The organism is Streptomyces catenulae (genome assembly GCF_000718015.1).
Classification (GTDB): Bacteria; Actinomycetota; Actinomycetes; order Streptomycetales; family Streptomycetaceae; genus Streptomyces; species Streptomyces catenulae.
The window spans coordinates 44918-60670 of the sequence record NZ_JODY01000023.1 but is presented as its reverse complement, the minus strand read 5'-3'; the positions used below and the strand labels follow the sequence as shown (position 1 = coordinate 60670).

At 69.7% G+C, this 15753-nt stretch carries 15 protein-coding genes and 1 pseudogene; 9 read left to right on the top strand and 7 right to left on the bottom strand.

The window, feature by feature from the left end; all coding sequences use genetic code 11:
• Nucleotides 1-243: 243 nt before the first annotated feature.
• From IF23_RS0120390 to dnaA, 5 genes are all read right to left on the bottom strand, one after another.
• Nucleotides 244-777, bottom strand: coding sequence for a DciA family protein (locus tag IF23_RS0120390; RefSeq protein ID WP_030285685.1), 534 nt, complete (start codon nucleotides 775-777; stop codon nucleotides 244-246).
• On the bottom strand, nucleotides 774-1949 hold the full coding sequence (gene recF / locus IF23_RS0120385) for a DNA replication/repair protein RecF (protein ID WP_030285683.1): 1176 nt from the start codon (nucleotides 1947-1949) through the stop codon (nucleotides 774-776). Before recF ends, IF23_RS0120390 begins: the two co-directional genes overlap by 4 nt.
• Nucleotides 1950-1987: 38 nt before the next feature.
• A complete protein-coding gene (gene gnd, locus IF23_RS0120380) occupies nucleotides 1988-2866 on the bottom strand; it encodes a phosphogluconate dehydrogenase (NAD(+)-dependent, decarboxylating) (RefSeq protein WP_030285681.1) in 879 nt (292 codons plus the stop codon).
• Nucleotides 2867-3027: 161 nt separating this feature from the next.
• Nucleotides 3028-4158, bottom strand: coding sequence for a DNA polymerase III subunit beta (gene dnaN, locus IF23_RS0120375; protein ID WP_030285679.1), 1131 nt, complete (start codon nucleotides 4156-4158; stop codon nucleotides 3028-3030).
• Between the two features lie 1070 nt (nucleotides 4159-5228).
• Nucleotides 5229-7076 carry a chromosomal replication initiator protein DnaA gene (gene dnaA, locus IF23_RS0120370; protein ID WP_078654118.1) on the bottom strand — a complete coding sequence of 616 codons (1848 nt, stop codon included), beginning with the start codon at nucleotides 7074-7076 and terminating at the stop codon, nucleotides 5229-5231.
• 376 nt (nucleotides 7077-7452) lie between these two features.
• Between dnaA and rpmH the strand changes: the two genes are divergently transcribed.
• From rpmH to IF23_RS0120325, 9 genes and pseudogenes are all read left to right on the top strand, one after another.
• A complete protein-coding gene (gene rpmH, locus IF23_RS0120365; protein WP_003949374.1) occupies nucleotides 7453-7590 on the top strand; it encodes a 50S ribosomal protein L34 in 138 nt (45 codons plus the stop codon).
• 24 nt (nucleotides 7591-7614) lie between these two features.
• Nucleotides 7615-7983: pseudogene (gene rnpA, locus IF23_RS32865) on the top strand (ribonuclease P protein component); the annotation flags it as partial.
• A gap of 62 nt (nucleotides 7984-8045) precedes the next feature.
• Complete coding sequence (yidD, locus tag IF23_RS0120355; protein WP_030285673.1) at nucleotides 8046-8366, top strand: membrane protein insertion efficiency factor YidD; 321 nt, start codon at nucleotides 8046-8048, stop codon at nucleotides 8364-8366.
• Nucleotides 8367-8369: 3 nt separating this feature from the next.
• Nucleotides 8370-9539 carry a membrane protein insertase YidC gene (gene yidC, locus IF23_RS0120350; RefSeq protein ID WP_030285670.1) on the top strand — a complete coding sequence of 390 codons (1170 nt, stop codon included), beginning with the start codon at nucleotides 8370-8372 and terminating at the stop codon, nucleotides 9537-9539.
• Between the two features lie 13 nt (nucleotides 9540-9552).
• Nucleotides 9553-10059 (top strand): Jag family protein, encoded by a 507-nt coding sequence (locus IF23_RS0120345; RefSeq protein WP_030285668.1) that lies wholly within the window; start codon nucleotides 9553-9555, stop codon nucleotides 10057-10059.
• 133 nt (nucleotides 10060-10192) lie between these two features.
• Nucleotides 10193-10918, top strand: a complete 726-nt coding sequence (rsmG, locus tag IF23_RS0120340; protein ID WP_030285667.1) for a 16S rRNA (guanine(527)-N(7))-methyltransferase RsmG — start codon at nucleotides 10193-10195, stop codon at nucleotides 10916-10918.
• 291 nt (nucleotides 10919-11209) lie between these two features.
• Nucleotides 11210-12280, top strand: a complete 1071-nt coding sequence (locus IF23_RS0120335; protein ID WP_078654116.1) for an AAA family ATPase — start codon at nucleotides 11210-11212, stop codon at nucleotides 12278-12280.
• On the top strand, nucleotides 12277-13365 hold the full coding sequence (locus tag IF23_RS0120330; protein WP_030285663.1) for a ParB/RepB/Spo0J family partition protein: 1089 nt from the start codon (nucleotides 12277-12279) through the stop codon (nucleotides 13363-13365). The genes IF23_RS0120335 and IF23_RS0120330 overlap by 4 nt, the downstream gene beginning before the upstream one ends.
• 291 nt (nucleotides 13366-13656) lie before the next feature.
• Entirely contained in the window at nucleotides 13657-14274 is a 618-nt protein-coding gene (locus IF23_RS0120325) for a GNAT family N-acetyltransferase (protein ID WP_030285662.1), read from the top strand.
• A gap of 73 nt (nucleotides 14275-14347) precedes the next feature.
• Here the strand turns inward: IF23_RS0120325 and trxA are convergent, their stop codons facing one another.
• Nucleotides 14348-14674 carry a thioredoxin gene (gene trxA / locus IF23_RS0120320; protein ID WP_030285660.1) on the bottom strand — a complete coding sequence of 109 codons (327 nt, stop codon included), beginning with the start codon at nucleotides 14672-14674 and terminating at the stop codon, nucleotides 14348-14350.
• Nucleotides 14675-14723: 49 nt separating this feature from the next.
• The gene (gene trxB / locus IF23_RS0120315; protein ID WP_030285659.1) at nucleotides 14724-15698 is read right to left on the bottom strand and encodes a thioredoxin-disulfide reductase; all 975 of its coding nucleotides are present in this window, start codon (nucleotides 15696-15698) and stop codon (nucleotides 14724-14726) included.
• Nucleotides 15699-15753 lie beyond the last annotated feature (55 nt).

Genomic DNA, 15753 nt, shown 5'->3' with positions numbered 1-15753 from the left:
TCCCGCGAGCCGGCGGGATTACGTACCAGTGTACCGGTGGCGCCGACACTCATGGGGCTTTGCGGGTACCTGAGTCCGCATGTGCCGCCCTGAACTCACGTCCACCGACTCCCCATATCTGGAACGGGGCCCGAGGACGTTCAAACCGGCACTCAGCGCTTCGGACTGTCAACCGGTCGCAACCGTGAGCGGAGTCTCATCCACAACCCTTGTGTACAACCGTCCCGGGCGGCGCGAACCGCCTCAGCCGTACGTGTCCCCGGGGCCCGTGGAGCCGGGCGCGCGCAGCGGTCCGTACCGCCGCGCCGGACCGCCCGGACCCAGCACCTTGATCAGCTTCACGGTGCCCTGGCCCAGGTCCTGGTTGAGCCGCCGCACCAGCTGCGGCGCCAGCAGCCGCAGCTGCGTCGCCCACGCCGTCGAGTCGCACTGCACCGTCAGCACCCGGGCGTCCTCGTCGTACCGCTGCGGCTCGCAGTGCTGCGCCACCTCGGGGCCGACCAGCTGCGGCCAGCGGCCCATCACCCCGCCGACCGCCGCCGGGGTCTCCCAGCCGCGCTCGGTGATCAGACGGTTGATCGCGGCGCCCAGCGGCAGCGGATCGCGGCCGTCGGCGCGCGCCCCGGAGCGCAGCCCGCCGCGGCGCGCCTGCTTCTTCTGCTGGGCTGCGGCGCCCCGCGCCCGCGCCTGCTCCTTCGCCGCCACCAGCGCCTGCCGGGCCAGATCGATACCCGACAGCTCCGGCGCCTTCGGCTCCTCCGCGGACCCGTCGCTCACGGCGTCTCCGCGCGGACCGTGCCGCCGGACACCGCGAACCGCCGCCCGGCCAGCGCCCCCGGTACGTCGTCCTCGACCGCCGCCGTGACCAGCACCTGCTCGCCCGGCGCCACCAGCTCCGCCAGCCGCTCCCGGCGCCGCGCGTCCAGCTCGGCGAAGACGTCGTCCAGGACGAGCACCGGCTCGCCGCTGCGCCGCCCGCCGCCCTCCGGCACCTGCGGCGACTCGCCCTCCGACCGCAGCAGGTCGTACGAGGCCAGCCGCAGCGCCAGCGCGTACGACCAGGACTCGCCGTGGCTGGCGTACCCCTTCGCGGGCAGCTCGCCCAGCTTCAGCAGCAGATCGTCACGGTGCGGGCCGACCAGCGTCACCCCGCGCTCGATCTCGTTCTTCCGCGCCTCGCCCAGCGCCTCCAGGAGCGCGCCGTACAGCTCCTCGCGGTTGGTCGCGCGGGCCATCGCCTCGCCCGCCGAACCGCGGTACTCCAGGCCCACCGGGCCGCCGCCGGGCGCCAGTTGGCCGTACGCCTTGTCGGTCAGCGGGCGCAGCGCGGCGATCAGGTCGAGGCGCTGCGCCAGCAGCTCCGCCCCGGCGCGCGCCAGGTGCTGGTCCCAGATGTCCAGCGTGGAGAGGTCCATCGTGCGGCCGCCGTGGCGCCGGGCGAGGGCGGCGGACTTCAGCAGGGTGTTGCGCTGCTTGAGGACGCGGTCGTAGTCGCCGCGCACCCCGGCCATCCGCGGCGCCCGCGCGGTGATCAGCTCGTCCAGGAACCGCCGCCGCTCCCCGGGGTCGCCCTTGATCAGCGCGAGGTCCTCCGGCGCGAAGAGCACCGTACGGACGATGCCGAGCACATCGCGCGGCTTCACCTGGGAGGAGCGGTTGATCCGGGCGCGGTTGGCGCGGCCCGGGTTCAGCTCCAGCTCGATCAGCTGCTGCCGGTCGCCCTGGGCGACGGCGGCGCGGACGATCGCGCGCTCGGCGCCCATCCGCACCAGCGGCGCGTCCGAGGAGACCCGGTGGCTGCCGAGCGTCGCCAGATAGCCGACCGCCTCGACGAGGTTGGTCTTGCCCTGGCCGTTGGGGCCGACGAACGCCGTGACGCCCGGTTCGAGCGGAACCTCGACCCGGGCGTACGAGCGGAAGTCGGCGAGCGACAGATGCGTGACGTGCATGGAGCTGCGCCGACCTCCCGCGGCTGCGGACCTGCTGGTTACTTCTTGTTCTCGACGGCGTGGCCGCCGAACTGGTTACGCAGCGCCGCGATCATCTTCATCTGCGGCGAGTCCTCCTGACGGGAGGCGAAGCGGGCGAACAGCGACGCGGTGATCGCGGGCAGCGGCACGGCGTTGTCGATCGCCGCCTCGACCGTCCAGCGGCCCTCACCGGAGTCGGCGGCGTAGCCCCGCAGCTTGTCCAGGTGCTCGTCGTCGTCGAGGGCGTTGACCGCGAGGTCGAGCAGCCAGGAACGGATGACCGTCCCCTCCTGCCAGGAGCGGAAGACCTCACGCACATCGGTGACGGAGTCGACCTTCTCCAGCAGCTCCCAGCCCTCGGCGTACGCCTGCATCATCGCGTACTCGATGCCGTTGTGGACCATCTTCGCGAAGTGCCCGGCGCCGACCTTGCCTGCGTGCACGGAGCCGAACTCGCCCTCGGGCTTGAGCGCGTCGAAGATCGGCTGCACCGTGGCGACGTCCTCGGCGGAGCCGCCGTACATCAGCGCGTAGCCGTTCTCCAGGCCCCAGACGCCACCGGAGACACCGCAGTCGACGAAGCCGATGCCCTTGGCCGCCAGCTCCTCGGCGTGCTTCTCGTCGTCGGTCCAGCGGGAGTTGCCGCCGTCGACGACGATGTCGCCCTCGGACAGCAGCTCACCGAGCGCGTCGATGGTCGCCTGGGTGGCGTCACCGGCCGGGACCATGACCCACACGACCCGCGGACCCTTGAGCTTGCCCACAAGCTCTTCCAGGCTGTGGACATCCGCGAGATCGGGGTTGCGGTCGTATCCGACGACGGTGTGGCCGGCGCGGCGGATGCGCTCGCGCATGTTGCCGCCCATCTTGCCGAGACCGACGAGACCGAGCTCCATCAGAGACCCTCATTTGCACGTAGTCGTTGCTGTTCGTACCCGAGTCCGAGCCTACGCCGGGTGGTGCGTGCACACCTGTGGGCCCGAGCGCTCATCGGCGGCGCCCGCCCGGGGACGCGGAAGGCCGACCGGGAGCCCCGGTCGGCCCTGGAACGCGACCGTCAGCCGGAGAGCCGCACCGGCATGATCAGGTACTTGTACGTCTCGTCCGCCTCGGCGTCCTTGGCGGGACGGCCGCTGAGCAGCGCGGGCTTGGTGGACGTGGTGAAGGAGAGCTGCGCGACCGGGGAGTCGATCGCCGACAGGCCCTCCAGCAGGAAGCCGGGGTTGAAGGCGATCGAGATGTCGTCGCCCTCCAGGTCGGCGTCGACGCGCTCCACAGCCTGTGCATCGTCGCTGGAGCCTGCCTCCAGGATCAGCACGCCCTGCTCGAAGCTGAGCCGCACCGGGGTGTTCCGCTCGGCCACCAGCGCCACACGCTTGACCGCCTCGACGAACGGCGCGGTCTCGATCACCGCGACGGAGTTGAACTCGGTCGGGAAGAGCGTGCGGTACTTCGGCAGATCGCCTTCGAGCAGCCGCGTCGTCGTCCGGCGCCCGGCGCCCTCGAAGCCGATGAGGCCCTCGCCCGCACCCGAGCCGGACAGCGCCAGCGTGACGGTGTCACCGCTGCTCAGCGACTTGGCGGTGTCCTGGAGCGTCTTGGCGGGGACCAGCGCGACGGCGGAGGCGTCCGGGTTCTCCGGCTTCCACAGGAACTCGCGGACGGCGAAGCGGTACCGGTCGGTGGAGGCCAGCGTGACGGTGTCGCCCTCGATCTCGATCCGCACACCGGTGAGCACCGGCAGGGTGTCGTCACGACCGGCGGCGATGGCCACCTGCGCGGCGGCGGCGGCGAAGACCTCACCGGGGACGGTGCCGGTGGCGGTGGGCATCGTCGGCAGGGCCGGGTACTCCTCCACCGGCAGGGTGTGGAGGGTGAAGCGGGACGAGCCGCAGACGACGGTGACGCGGACACCGTCGGTGGAGATCTCCACCGGGCGGTTGGGGAGCGCCCGGCAGATGTCGGCGAGCAGACGGCCGGAGACGAGGACGGTGCCCTCCTCCTCGACCTCCGCCTCGACCGAGACCCGCGCCGAGACCTCGTAGTCGAAGCCGGAGAGCGACAGCTTGCCGTCCTCCGACTTCAGCAGCAGGCCCGCGAGGACGGGCACCGGCGGACGGGCCGGGAGGCTCTTGGCCGCCCAGGCCACTGCCTCCGCGAGTACATCGCGCTCCACCCGGATCTTCACCGGAAACCGCCTCCTGCTGTTGCTGGCTCTCGCCCTGCTGGCTTTCGTCGTCGGCTGAGTTGCCGGATTCCAGTCTGACGTACGCCACCGACAGCCGTTGCTGCTCGGGGTCAAGTCCGCTCGGCGGGCGGTCGGCGCTCCGAGCGCGAGTTGTGCACAGGCCCCGTTTCCGAACGAGTTCCCCGGTAGATATCCGTGGTCGTAGTAGTAGGGCCTGTGGAAACCGTGGACAACTGCCTTTTCGCAGGTCAACGCGGATTTTTTATCCACCGGGCCTGTGGGTGGCGGTCGTGGATAACCGGGCGGATCTGTGGACCGCCGAAAGTTCTGCACACCCCATGCACAGGGGAAGGCGACTTCTCCCCAGCGCCGTCCCCAGTTTTACCCACGTTCCCCACAGCCCAACCCCCGGTGTCGATGTGACCGCTTTCACTCGGGACGGTGAGAGCCGGTGTCGCGTTGCCGAACAGTGGACAGGGGTGTGGAGAAGCTGGGGACAACCGCCCCCAGCCTGTGGGCAGCCGGTGGACAACCCGAACGGCCCCCTGTGGACGGACGCTCTGTCCACAGCCTGTGGATTACGGTTTGCCACAAATCCACACCCACCTGACCTCGCCCGATGATCCGTCAGAAGCCCGGCCTGTGGACAGCACAGGGATAACTTTCCAGTCCCCAGGGTGTGGACGGAAGATTTTCCCCCAATCTGTGGAGAGAGGCCGTGTCCTCCCCCGGAATCGAACAGAGCCGGGCGTCCTCCACAGGTTTGGAACCCCCACCGACGGGCTCGGACCCCCTCCCCGGCCCCCTTTCGGCGCCTCTCCACCCCACCGGGGGACGGCCGCACCGCCACCGCAGAACGCCGCACAGCGAAGCCGGACCACCCCGCGGCGCCCCCGGACGCGGGCGGGTACGAGGACGGAAGAGGCACAGGCAAGGGGCACGGGGAGAGCCGCAGAAGAAGCAGGGAAGAGGACAGAGAGGCCGCCCGGGCCGGTGCGGCGGCCCCGGAAGCACGGAGGGCGCCCCGGGATCTCCCGGAGCGCCCTGGGCGCACCACCACCGGCGCCGCGTCAGCCGTTCTTGATGCGGTTGGTCAGCTCGGTGACCTGGTTGTAGATGGACCGGCGCTCCGCCATCAGCGCCCGGATCTTGCGGTCGGCGTGCATCACCGTCGTATGGTCCCGCCCGCCGAACTGCGCGCCGATCTTCGGCAGCGACAGATCCGTCAGCTCCCGGCACAGATACATCGCGATCTGCCGGGCCGTCACCAGCACCCGGCTGCGCGAGGAGCCGCACAGGTCGTCGACGGTCAGCCCGAAGTAGTCCGCCGTCGACGCCATGATCGCCGTCGCGGTGATCTCCGGCGCGGCGTCCTCACCGCCGGGGATCAGGTCCTTCAGCACGATCTCGGTGAGCCCGAGGTCGACCGGCTGCCGGTTGAGCGACGCGAACGCCGTCACCCGGATCAGCGCGCCCTCCAGCTCGCGGATGTTGCGCGAGATCCGGGACGCGATGAACTCCAGCACCTCGGGCGGCGCGTTCAGCTGCTCCTGCACCGCCTTCTTCCGCAGGATCGCGATCCGGGTCTCCAGCTCGGGCGGCTGGACGTCCGTGATCAGCCCCCACTCGAAGCGGTTACGGAGCCGGTCCTCCAGGGTCACCAGCTGCTTGGGCGGCCGGTCCGAGGAGAGCACGATCTGCTTGTTGGCGTTGTGCAGCGTGTTGAAGGTGTGGAAGAACTCCTCCTGCGTCGACTCCTTGCTCGCCAGGAACTGGATGTCGTCGACGAGCAGGATGTCCATGTCGCGGTAGCGCTTGCGGAACGCGTCCGCCTTGCCGTCGCGGATGGAGTTGATGAACTCGTTGGTGAACTCCTCCGAGCTCACGTACCGCACCCGGGTCCCCGGATACAGGCTCCGCGCGTAGTGCCCGATCGCGTGCAGCAGATGCGTCTTGCCGAGCCCGGACTCGCCGTAGATGAACAGCGGGTTGTACGCCTTGGCCGGAGCCTCCGCGACGGCGACCGCCGCGGCGTGCGCGAAGCGGTTCGACGCCCCGATGACGAAGGTGTCGAAGAGGTACTTCGGATTCAGCCGGGCGGTCGGCTCCCCGGGGCCGGTCGCGGGCGCAGGCTGCGCCGCGAGCGGACCGGGCGCACCGCTGGGCGCGGGCAGCGACGAACCGGGACCGGCGTGGCGCCCGGACTGGTGCTCGGCGGCGTCCCGCCGCTGCGCCTGCGGGTCATAGGGGTCACGCCCCTCGGAGCGCTGCGCCCGGGGATGCTCGGGCGCCTGCCCGCGGTAGTCGCCCTGCTGCTGTACGTGGGCGGGCGGCGGCGTGCCGTACGGATCCCGCTCGGGGAAGCCGAGGCGCTGCTGCTGCCAGCCGTAGTCCTCGCGCGGACCGGGCGCGGGCGGCAGCGCGGAGGAGTGCTGCGGCCAGGAGCCGGGCTCGTGCCGGGGCTGCTGGTGCGGGGAGTAGTCCGGGTAGGCGGGCCGGATGTGCAGATCGTCGCCCTGCCGCGGGTAGCTCTGCCGTCCGTCGTACCCCTCGTACGACTCGTGCGGCGGCTGGTGCGGCGGGTGCTGGCCCTGCTGCGGATGCTGAGGGGCCTGCGGCTGCGGGGCGGGCGCCGCGGGCTCCTCGGAGGAGTCGTCGACGGTGATCGCGATCCGGATCGGGCGGCCGCACTCATGGCTGAGGGCCTCGCCGATCAGCGGCGCCAGCCGGCCTTCGAGCACGCCCTTGGCAAATTCGTTGGGGACGGCGAGCAGCGCGGTGTCGGCGACCAGCGCCAGCGGCTGCGTGCGCTTCAGCCAGTCCTGGTCCTTGGGCTTGAGGCCGTCGGCGTCCGCCCGTAGGAGGTGGTCGAGTACACGCGGCCACACTGCGGCAAGATCGGCAGGTACATCAGCCACGGAACACGCTCTCTCAGCAGTCCCACGAATGTGTGATTCTCAGGACGGGCGGGAAGTAATCGGAGTTCAGCCACGGTAGTCAGGCCGGGCCTGGGGATTCAAGTTGTTGTCCACAGGCTGTGCATAGTGTGTCCCGGTCGGCCCCGGTCCGGGGTGATCGGCTGGTGGTTTGACCGGATGGCGTAGTCGCGCGTACCGTGACCAGGTCGAGTTGTCGATGGCTGCTGCCGCCTGCCTCCGATGGGCAAAGACCGCATCAAGTGGTCAAGAAGCGGTGCACTTGGGCGTTGCGAGCTACTCGTGGGCGCACGGTGACAGCCAGTCGACGCCCCACATCTGTCTCGCAAGAGGCAACAAGCATTCCTGGAGCCCCCGAGTGAGCAAGCGCACCTTCCAGCCGAACAACCGCCGTCGTGCGAAGACCCACGGCTTCCGTCTGCGCATGCGGACCCGCGCCGGTCGCGCCATCCTGGCCTCCCGCCGTGGCAAGGGTCGCGCCCGCCTGTCGGCCTGAGCAGCCAGACCCTAGGTCCATGACGTGCTGCCTACCGAACATCGGCTGAGGCGGCGCGAGGACTTCGCGACCGCGGTACGCCGGGGACGCAGGGCCGGGCGCCCGCTCCTTGTCGTTCATCTACGTAGCGGTGCAACGGACCCGCACGCAGCGGGGGAACACGTTTCCCCCGCGCGTGCGGGTTTCGTCGTCAGCAAGGCCGTTGGGGGCGCAACCGTCCGCAACAAGGTCAAGCGCCGACTCCGTCATCTTCTGCGTGATCGGCTGTCCCTCCTGCCCGCCGGTAGCCTGGTTGTGGTACGGGCACTGCCCGGCGCGGGTGAGGCGGACCACGAACAGCTGGCCCGCGACCTGGACGCCGCCCTGAAGCGGCTGCTGGGCGAGGCGCCGCGCGGCTGCCATCCCAAGGGGGGCGACCCTCGGATCCCCGACCGGGGACCGGGAGGGAGCGCACAGTGAAGTACCCGCTGCTGCTGTTGATCAAGCTGTATCAGTGGACCATCAGCCCCTTGCTGGGCCCGGTCTGCAAGTACTACCCGTCGTGTTCGCACTATGGCTACACCGCCATCGACCGGCATGGCGCGGTGAAAGGGACTGCGCTGACCGCCTGGCGCATTCTGCGTTGCAACCCGTGGTCGCTCGGTGGTGTCGACCACGTACCTCCCCGGAAGCGTCCGGTGTGGCATCAGCGGCTGAGGAGCCGCCTGGGCGGGCCCACCGCCTCTGAGCCCGTCGTCGCCCAGCCCGAGACTCAGCCCAATGCCCAAGGAGCCTGATTCGTGGACACGATCCTGAATCCCCTCTATTACGCCGTTTCCTGGATCATCGTCCAGTTCCACTCGTTCTACAGCCTGATCTTCGACAAGAACAGTGGCGCGGCGTGGGGTCTGTCCATCGTCTCGCTGGTGGTGCTGATCCGTATCTGCCTGATCCCGCTCTTCGTGAAGCAGATCAAGGCGACGCGGAACATGCAGGCGCTCCAGCCGAAGATGAAGGCGATCCAGGAGCGTTACAAGAGCGACAAGCAGCGCCAGTCCGAAGAGATGATGAAGCTCTACAAGGAGTCGGGCACCAACCCGCTCTCGAGCTGTCTCCCGATCCTGGCCCAGTCGCCGTTCTTCATCTCGCTGTACCAGGTTCTGAACCACATCGCGCAGAACAAGGTCGTCGGCGTCATCGACCAGCCGCTGCTGGAGAGCGCCCAGCAGGCGCACATCTTCGGTGCCCCGCTGTCCGTGAAGTTCATGGACTCCGCGCAGAAGGTCGAGGCGCTCGGCGCCTCCCTGACGGACGTCCGCGTCGTCACCGTCATCATGATCGTCCTGATGTCGGCGTCGCAGTTCTACACGCAGCGCCAGCTGATGACGAAGAACGTCGACCTGACGGTGAAGACGCCGTTCATGCAGCAGCAGAAGATGCTGATGTACGTCTTCCCGATCATGTTCGCCGTCTTCGGTATCAACTTCCCCGTCGGTGTCCTCGTCTACTGGCTGACCACCAACGTGTGGACCATGGGCCAGCAGATGTTCGTCATCCGCCGGAACCCCACCCCCGGCAGCAAGGCGTTCCAGGAGCGTCAGGAGCGGCTGCGGGCCAAGGGCAAGGTTGTCGAGGACCCGGCCGAGGTCGAGGCGAAGAAGGCTGCCGAGGAGGCGCGCCAGAACCGCCAGCAGCCCAAGCGCCAGCCGAAGTCCAAGCGTCAGGCGCCCGCCGGTCCCGCCGCCGCGCGTCCCGCCGGTTCCCGCACCCGGGCCAGCTCGCAGTCGGGTGCACAGGGCGACGAGGAGAAGCAGTCGCCCGAGAAGAAGTCCCCGCAGGGCAGCACGTCCACCGAGAGCGGCAAGGGGAAGGGCGGCGCTGCCGAGAAGGGCAGCTCCTCCGGATCCCGTACCACCAAGTCCGGACAGCGCAAGGGCCAGCAGCGCCCCAAGCACCCGTCCAAGAAGTAAGAGGAGTCCTTTCGTGACGGACACGACCCCTGCCGCCAAGGGCACCGACACCCTGACCCGCCTGGAGCAGGAAGGCGAGATCGCGGCCGACTACCTCGAGGGTCTGCTGGACATCGCCGACCTCGACGGCGACATCGACATGGACGTCGAGGCCGACCGCGCCGCCGTGTCGATCATCAGCGACTCGACCAGCCGCGATCTGCAGAAGCTGGTGGGTCGCGACGGCGAGGTGCTGGAGGCGCTCCAGGAGCTGACCCGCCTCGCCGTGCACCGGGAGACCGGTGACCGCAGCCGTCTGATGCTTGACATCGGCGGGTTCCGGGCGCGGAAGCGCGAGGAGCTGGCCGAGCTGGGCGCCAAGGCGGCGGACGAGGCGAAGGAGACCGGTCGGCCCGTGAAGCTGGACCCGATGACGCCGTTCGAGCGCAAGGTCGTCCACGACGCCGTGGCGGCGGCGGGGCTGCGCAGCGAGTCCGAGGGCGAGGAGCCGCAGCGGCGCGTGGTCGTCCTTCCGGCCTGACCCTCCCCACCCCCGTGTCGTTGGCCCCGTCTGCACGCCAGGCGGGGCCAAATCTTGTCAGCCTTCTGTGTTATCCCGGGGAAAACCCCGGTTCCGGCAGCACCAGCAGCAGTCCAGAGGAAGGGCGGTTCCCGTGACGGAGGCAGCAGCGGAGCTCCCTCCCGCGCCGAAAGAGGCGCGGGAGGTATTCGGTGAGCGCTTTGCGGAGGCCGTGCGGTACGGCGAACTGCTCGCCGACGCCGGTGTGACCCGGGGCCTGATCGGCCCCCGAGAGGTGCCACGGCTGTGGGAGCGGCACCTGCTGAACTGTGCGGTGCTCTCCGAGGTCGTCCCCGAGGGCGTCTCGGTCTGCGACGTCGGCTCGGGCGCGGGCCTGCCCGGCATCCCGCTGGCCCTGGTCCGCCCGGACCTCAAGATCACGCTGCTGGAGCCGCTGCTGCGGCGGACGAACTTCCTCCAGGAGGTCGTCGAGCTGCTGGGCCTGGACCATGTGACGGTCGTCCGCGGACGGGCCGAGGAGGTCATGGGCAAGCTGCCGCAGGTGCATGTGGTGACCGCGCGTGCGGTGGCACCGCTGGACCGGCTGGCGGGCTGGGGTGTGCCGCTGCTGCGTCCGTACGGTCAGATGCTGGCGCTCAAGGGGGACACCGCGGAGGAGGAGCTGAAGAGCGCCCGGGCGGCCCTGAGCAAGCTGGGTGTGGTGGAGACCTCGGTGGTGCACGTCGGCGAGGGCGTGGTGGATCCGCTGTCGACCGTGGTCCGGGTCGAGGTCGGGGAGAGCCCCGGCGGTGTGCGGTTCGCCGCGAAGCGCGCCAAGGCGGCCCGTCCCAGCCGTGCGTCGCGGGGGCGCCGCCGCTGATCCGACCGCGGCGGAGCCGTCATTGCACCGGTGGGCGCATCCTCGATCGTCGAGGGGCGCCCACCGCGCGGTCCAGGCAAATGAGGCAAGGCGGAGTGTCGCGTCCTATTCGGGCGTGGCGCTGGCATCGTGTTTCACGTGAAACGTCGTTCTCTGCTGCAAGGGATCCTCGTGCGTGGGCAAGCCTCAGCCGAGCCGCGGGACCGAAAACCCACACGGGGCACGAAGGTGTCCACAGACGTGGGTTCATCCACAGGAGAGCGGACCTCACTGGTTCGTGGTACCGAAAGCATGGCAGGCTCAGAGGACTGTGAGCCTGATGTCGAGGAGAGTGAATCCTTGCGGTCCGACGCCAATATCGCGGGACCGATGACCGATCCGGTCCCCGGTCCCCGCAGCGAGTCGCTCGGGGAGGATGTTTCACGTGAAACGCCGTCCCCGATGGACGACACCCCGATCGGTCGTGCAGCTCAGCTGGCGGTGCAGGCAGTTGGCCGCTCGGGCGAGGCACTGCCCCGCCCGGAGCAGACACGCGTCATGGTGGTCGCCAACCAGAAGGGCGGCGTGGGCAAGACCACGACGACCGTGAATCTGGCGGCGTCGCTGGCGCTGCACGGAGCGCGCGTCCTGGTCATCGACCTCGACCCGCAGGGCAACGCCTCCACCGCACTCGGGATCGACCACCACGCCGAAGTGCCCTCCATCTACGACGTCCTGGTGGACAGCAAGCCGCTGTCGGACGTGGTGCAGCCGGTTCCCGATGTCGAGGGCCTGTTCTGCGCTCCGGCGACCATCGATCTGGCCGGTGCCGAGATCGAGCTGGTCTCCCTCGTGGCGCGGGAGAGCCGGTTGCTCCGCGCGATCCAGGCGTACGAACAGCCGCTGGACTACGTCCTCATCGACTGTCCGCCCTCGCTCGGCCTGCTCACCGTGAACGCGCTGGTGGCCGGAGCCGAGGTACTGATCCCGATCCAGTGCGAGTACTACGCGCTGGAGGGGCTGGGGCAGCTGCTGCGCAACGTCGAACTGGTGCGGGGCCATCTCAACCCCAAGCTCCATGTCTCGACCATCCTGCTCACGATGTACGACGGCCGTACGCGGCTCGCCTCCCAGGTTGCCGAGGAGGTGCGCAGCCACTTCGGGAAAGAGGTGCTCCGCACGAGCATCCCGCGATCGGTGCGTATCTCCGAAGCGCCCAGCTACGGCCAGACGGTGCTCACCTACGCCCCGGGATCCAGCGGCTCGCTCTCCTATCTGGAGGCGGCGAGAGAGATTGCCCTGCGCGGCGCGGGTGGTACCGCGGCACAGGAACTGAGTGTGAACTATGAACCGCAGCACGGTACGCCGGAGGGGACGCAGTGAGCGAACGACGTAGGGGACTGGGCCGTGGGCTCGGTGCACTGATTCCCGCAGCGCCGCAGAGCGCCGAGCAGGGTGGTACGGCGGTGGGTCGCGGTGCGACATCGCCGTCGGCGGTTCCGGTGCTGGCGCCGGAACGGGGAGTGGCGGCGGCCAAGGTGGCCGCGCTGCCGACGGCGGCTGTTTCACGTGAAACAGCCGAGCCTTCCGCGGGGGCTCCGGCGGCGGGTGCGGAGGTCGCGGGTGCGTACTTCGCCGAGTTGGAGCTGGATGCGATCACGCCGAACCCCCGCCAGCCGCGTGAGGTGTTCGACGAGGACGCGCTGGCGGAGCTGGTCACCTCCATCCGCGAGGTGGGTCTGCTGCAGCCGGTTGTGGTGCGGCAGGCGTCGCCCGGCCGGTACGAGCTCATCATGGGCGAGCGCCGGTGGCGGGCGTGCCGCGAGGCGGGGCTGGCGAAGATCCCCGCCATCGTCCGGGCCACGGACGACGAGAAGCTGCTGCTCGACGCGCTCCTGGAGAACCTGCACCGGGCACAGCTCAACCCGCTGGAAGAGGCCGCGGCCTACGACCAGCTGCTGAAGGACTTCGCCTGCACACATGACCAGCTGGCGGACCGGATCGGGCGCTCCCGCCCGCAGGTCACCAACACGCTGCGGCTCCTGAAGCTCTCCGCGTCCGTGCAGCGAAGGGTCGCGGCGGGGGTGCTCTCCGCGGGGCATGCCCGGGCGCTGCTCTCGGTCGATGACGCCGAGGTACAGGACGAGATCGCCCGGCGGATCGTCGCGGAGGGGCTGTCGGTCCGTGCCACCGAGGAGATCGTGGCGCTCCAGGCATCGGAACCGGCTGCCAAAGCGAAGGCGAAGGGCCCCCGGGCCGGTGCCCGGGTCTCCCCCGCGCTCACCGGTCTTGCCTCCCGGCTGTCGGACCGTTTCGAGACCCGGGTGAAGGTCGACCTCGGTCAGAAGAAGGGGAAGATCGTCGTGGAGTTCGCCTCCATGGACGATCTGGAGCGCATCCTGGGCACCCTCGCCCCGGGCGAAGGCCCCGTGCTCGGCGCCTCCCAGGAGAACGACAGCAAGAAGTGAGCTGACCGCCGCCGAAAGGGCGGGCCGTGTAACGGAGGGATGCCGGGACACGGCCCGCCCTTTGCGTTCTCGCGGTACTCCCGTCACGGAAGGCTGGATACGATGCGAGCGGAGTGGCTCACACACCCTGTGCCCTCACATCGGTGAGCGGGCCATGCGATCGGTGAGCCGCACGGAACCGCTCGCCGTCGGGTCCGGCCCGGCTGCCGGGGCGGCGCCGCGGTTCGCCGGGCGCCGACGGTGCGGAGGGCGGCCGCGTGCGGCGGGCGAGAGAAGTGAGGATCTGGCGCCATGGGCCGTCGGCTCGTACCGCTCACCCTGGACAACCTTGCGGACATCCCCAAGCCCTGTCGCTCCTGTGTCTTCTGGGAGCTGGACCCGGTCAGCGGGGACGCCGCGGTGGCGGCGGGCCGCGCCGGTCCGGAGAAGGAAGCCTGGCTCTCCGCCGTCCTGCTGGACTGGGGGTCGTGCGGGCGTGTGGTCTACGTGGACGACGTTCCGGCCGGCTTCGTGCTCTATGCGCCGCCCGCGTATGTCCCGCGTGCGATGGCGTTCCCCACGAGCCCGGTGTCCGCCGATGCGGTGCAGTTGCTGACCGCCCGGTTGGTGCCCGGCTTTCAGCGGCAGGGGCTGGGCCGGGTGATGGTGCAGACGGTGGCGAAGGACCTGATCCGGCGGGGCTTCAAGGCCATCGAGGCTTTCGGTGACGCCCAGTGGTCCGAACCGGCGTGTGTTCTGCCCGCCGACCATCTCCTGGCCGTCGGCTTCAAGACCGTACGTCCGCACTCCCGGTACCCGCGGCTGCGGTTGGAGCTGAGGTCGACGCTGTCCTGGAAGGAAGACGTGGAGCTGGCGCTCGACCGGCTGCTGGGGGCGGTGCAGAAGGAGCCCGCACTACGGCCGTTGTGAACGCGACCGTATGAGAAACGGGCCCGCCCCGCAGGGGCAGGCCCGTTTCCCGTGAAACATCGGGGTGTCTCGCTCAGACGAGGAAGTCCGACAGCTCGCGCTCGATACCGGCCTTCGGCTTGGCGCCGACGATGGTCTTCACGACCTCGCCGCCCTGGTAGACGTTCATGGTCGGGATCGACATGACGCCGTACTTGGCGGTGGTGGCCGGGTTCTCGTCGGTGTTCAGCTTGGCGATGACGATCTCGTCGTGCTCGGCGGCGATGGCCTCCAGCGACGGGGCAACCTGACGGCACGGGCCGCACCAGGTGGCCCAGAAGTCCACGAGAACGGGCTTGTCGCTCTTGAGGACGACCTCTTCGAAGTTGGCATCCGTAACGGTAACCGTGGCGCCGGCCATGGCAGTCTCCTTCTGCTTCAGGGGTGGTGGAAAGTCGGGAACCGCAGGCTCAGACGGCCGCGGTCTTCTCGGGCTCGGGGGTGGCGTCGCCGTCGGCGAGCGCCGCGAGGAAACGCTCGGCGTCGAGCGCGGCGGAGCAGCCGGTACCGGCGGCGGTGATCGCCTGGCGGTAGGTGTGGTCCACCACGTCACCGGCGGCGAAGACGCCCTGCAGGTTGGTGCGGGTGCTGGGGGCGTCGACCTTGAGGTAGCCCTCGTCGTCGAGCTTCAGCTGCTCCTTGAACAGCTCGGTGCGGGGGTCGTGGCCGATCGCGATGAACAGGCCGGTGACCGGGAGCTCGGAGGTCTCGTCGGTCTTGAGGTTGCGCAGCGTCAGGCCGGAGAGCTTGTTCTCGCCCTGGATCTCGGCGACCTCGCTGTCCCACACGAACTTGATCTTCGGGTCGGCGAAGGCGCGCTCCTGCATCGCCTTGCTCGCCCGCAGGGTGTCGCGGCGGTGCACGATCGTCACGGACTTGGCGAACCGGGAGAGGAAGGTGGCCTCCTCCATCGCGGTGTCGCCGCCGCCGATCACGGCGATGTCCTGGTCCTTGAAGAAGAACCCGTCGCAGGTGGCGCACCACGAGACGCCGCGACCGGAGAGCTCGTCCTCACGGGGCAGGCCCAGCTTGCGGTGCTGCGAGCCGGTCGTGACGATGACGGCCTTCGCGCGGTGCACCGTACCGGCGGTGTCGGTGACGGTCTTGATCTCTCCGGAGAGATCAACGGCGACGATGTCGTCCGGCACCAGCTCGGCGCCGAAACGCTCGGCCTGGGCCCGCATGTTGTCCATGAGGTCGGGGCCCATGATGCCGTCCCGGAAACCGGGGAAGTTCTCCACGTCGGTGGTGTTCATCAGCGCACCGCCGGCGGTGACGGCACCTTCGAACACCAACGGCTTCAGGGAAGCACGGGCGGTGTAGAGCGCAGCGGTGTATCCCGCGGGCCCGGAGCCGATGATGATCACGTTACGGACGTCGCTCACGGGTGTCTTCCTTGTCTCTGCCGACTGCTTGCTGGGGCTCTGGGAACTCTCACCC

Coding starts and splice junctions, on each gene's coding strand:
- IF23_RS0120335 (WP_078654116.1), top strand. CDS start 11,210: ATGGCAGGCTCAGAGGACTGTGAGCCTGATGTCGAGGAGAGTGAATCC.
- recF (WP_030285683.1), bottom strand. CDS start 1,949: ATGCACGTCACGCATCTGTCGCTCGCCGACTTCCGCTCGTACGCCCGG.
- IF23_RS0120325 (WP_030285662.1), top strand. CDS start 13,657: ATGGGCCGTCGGCTCGTACCGCTCACCCTGGACAACCTTGCGGACATC.
- trxA (WP_030285660.1), bottom strand. CDS start 14,674: ATGGCCGGCGCCACGGTTACCGTTACGGATGCCAACTTCGAAGAGGTC.
- gnd (WP_030285681.1), bottom strand. CDS start 2,866: ATGGAGCTCGGTCTCGTCGGTCTCGGCAAGATGGGCGGCAACATGCGC.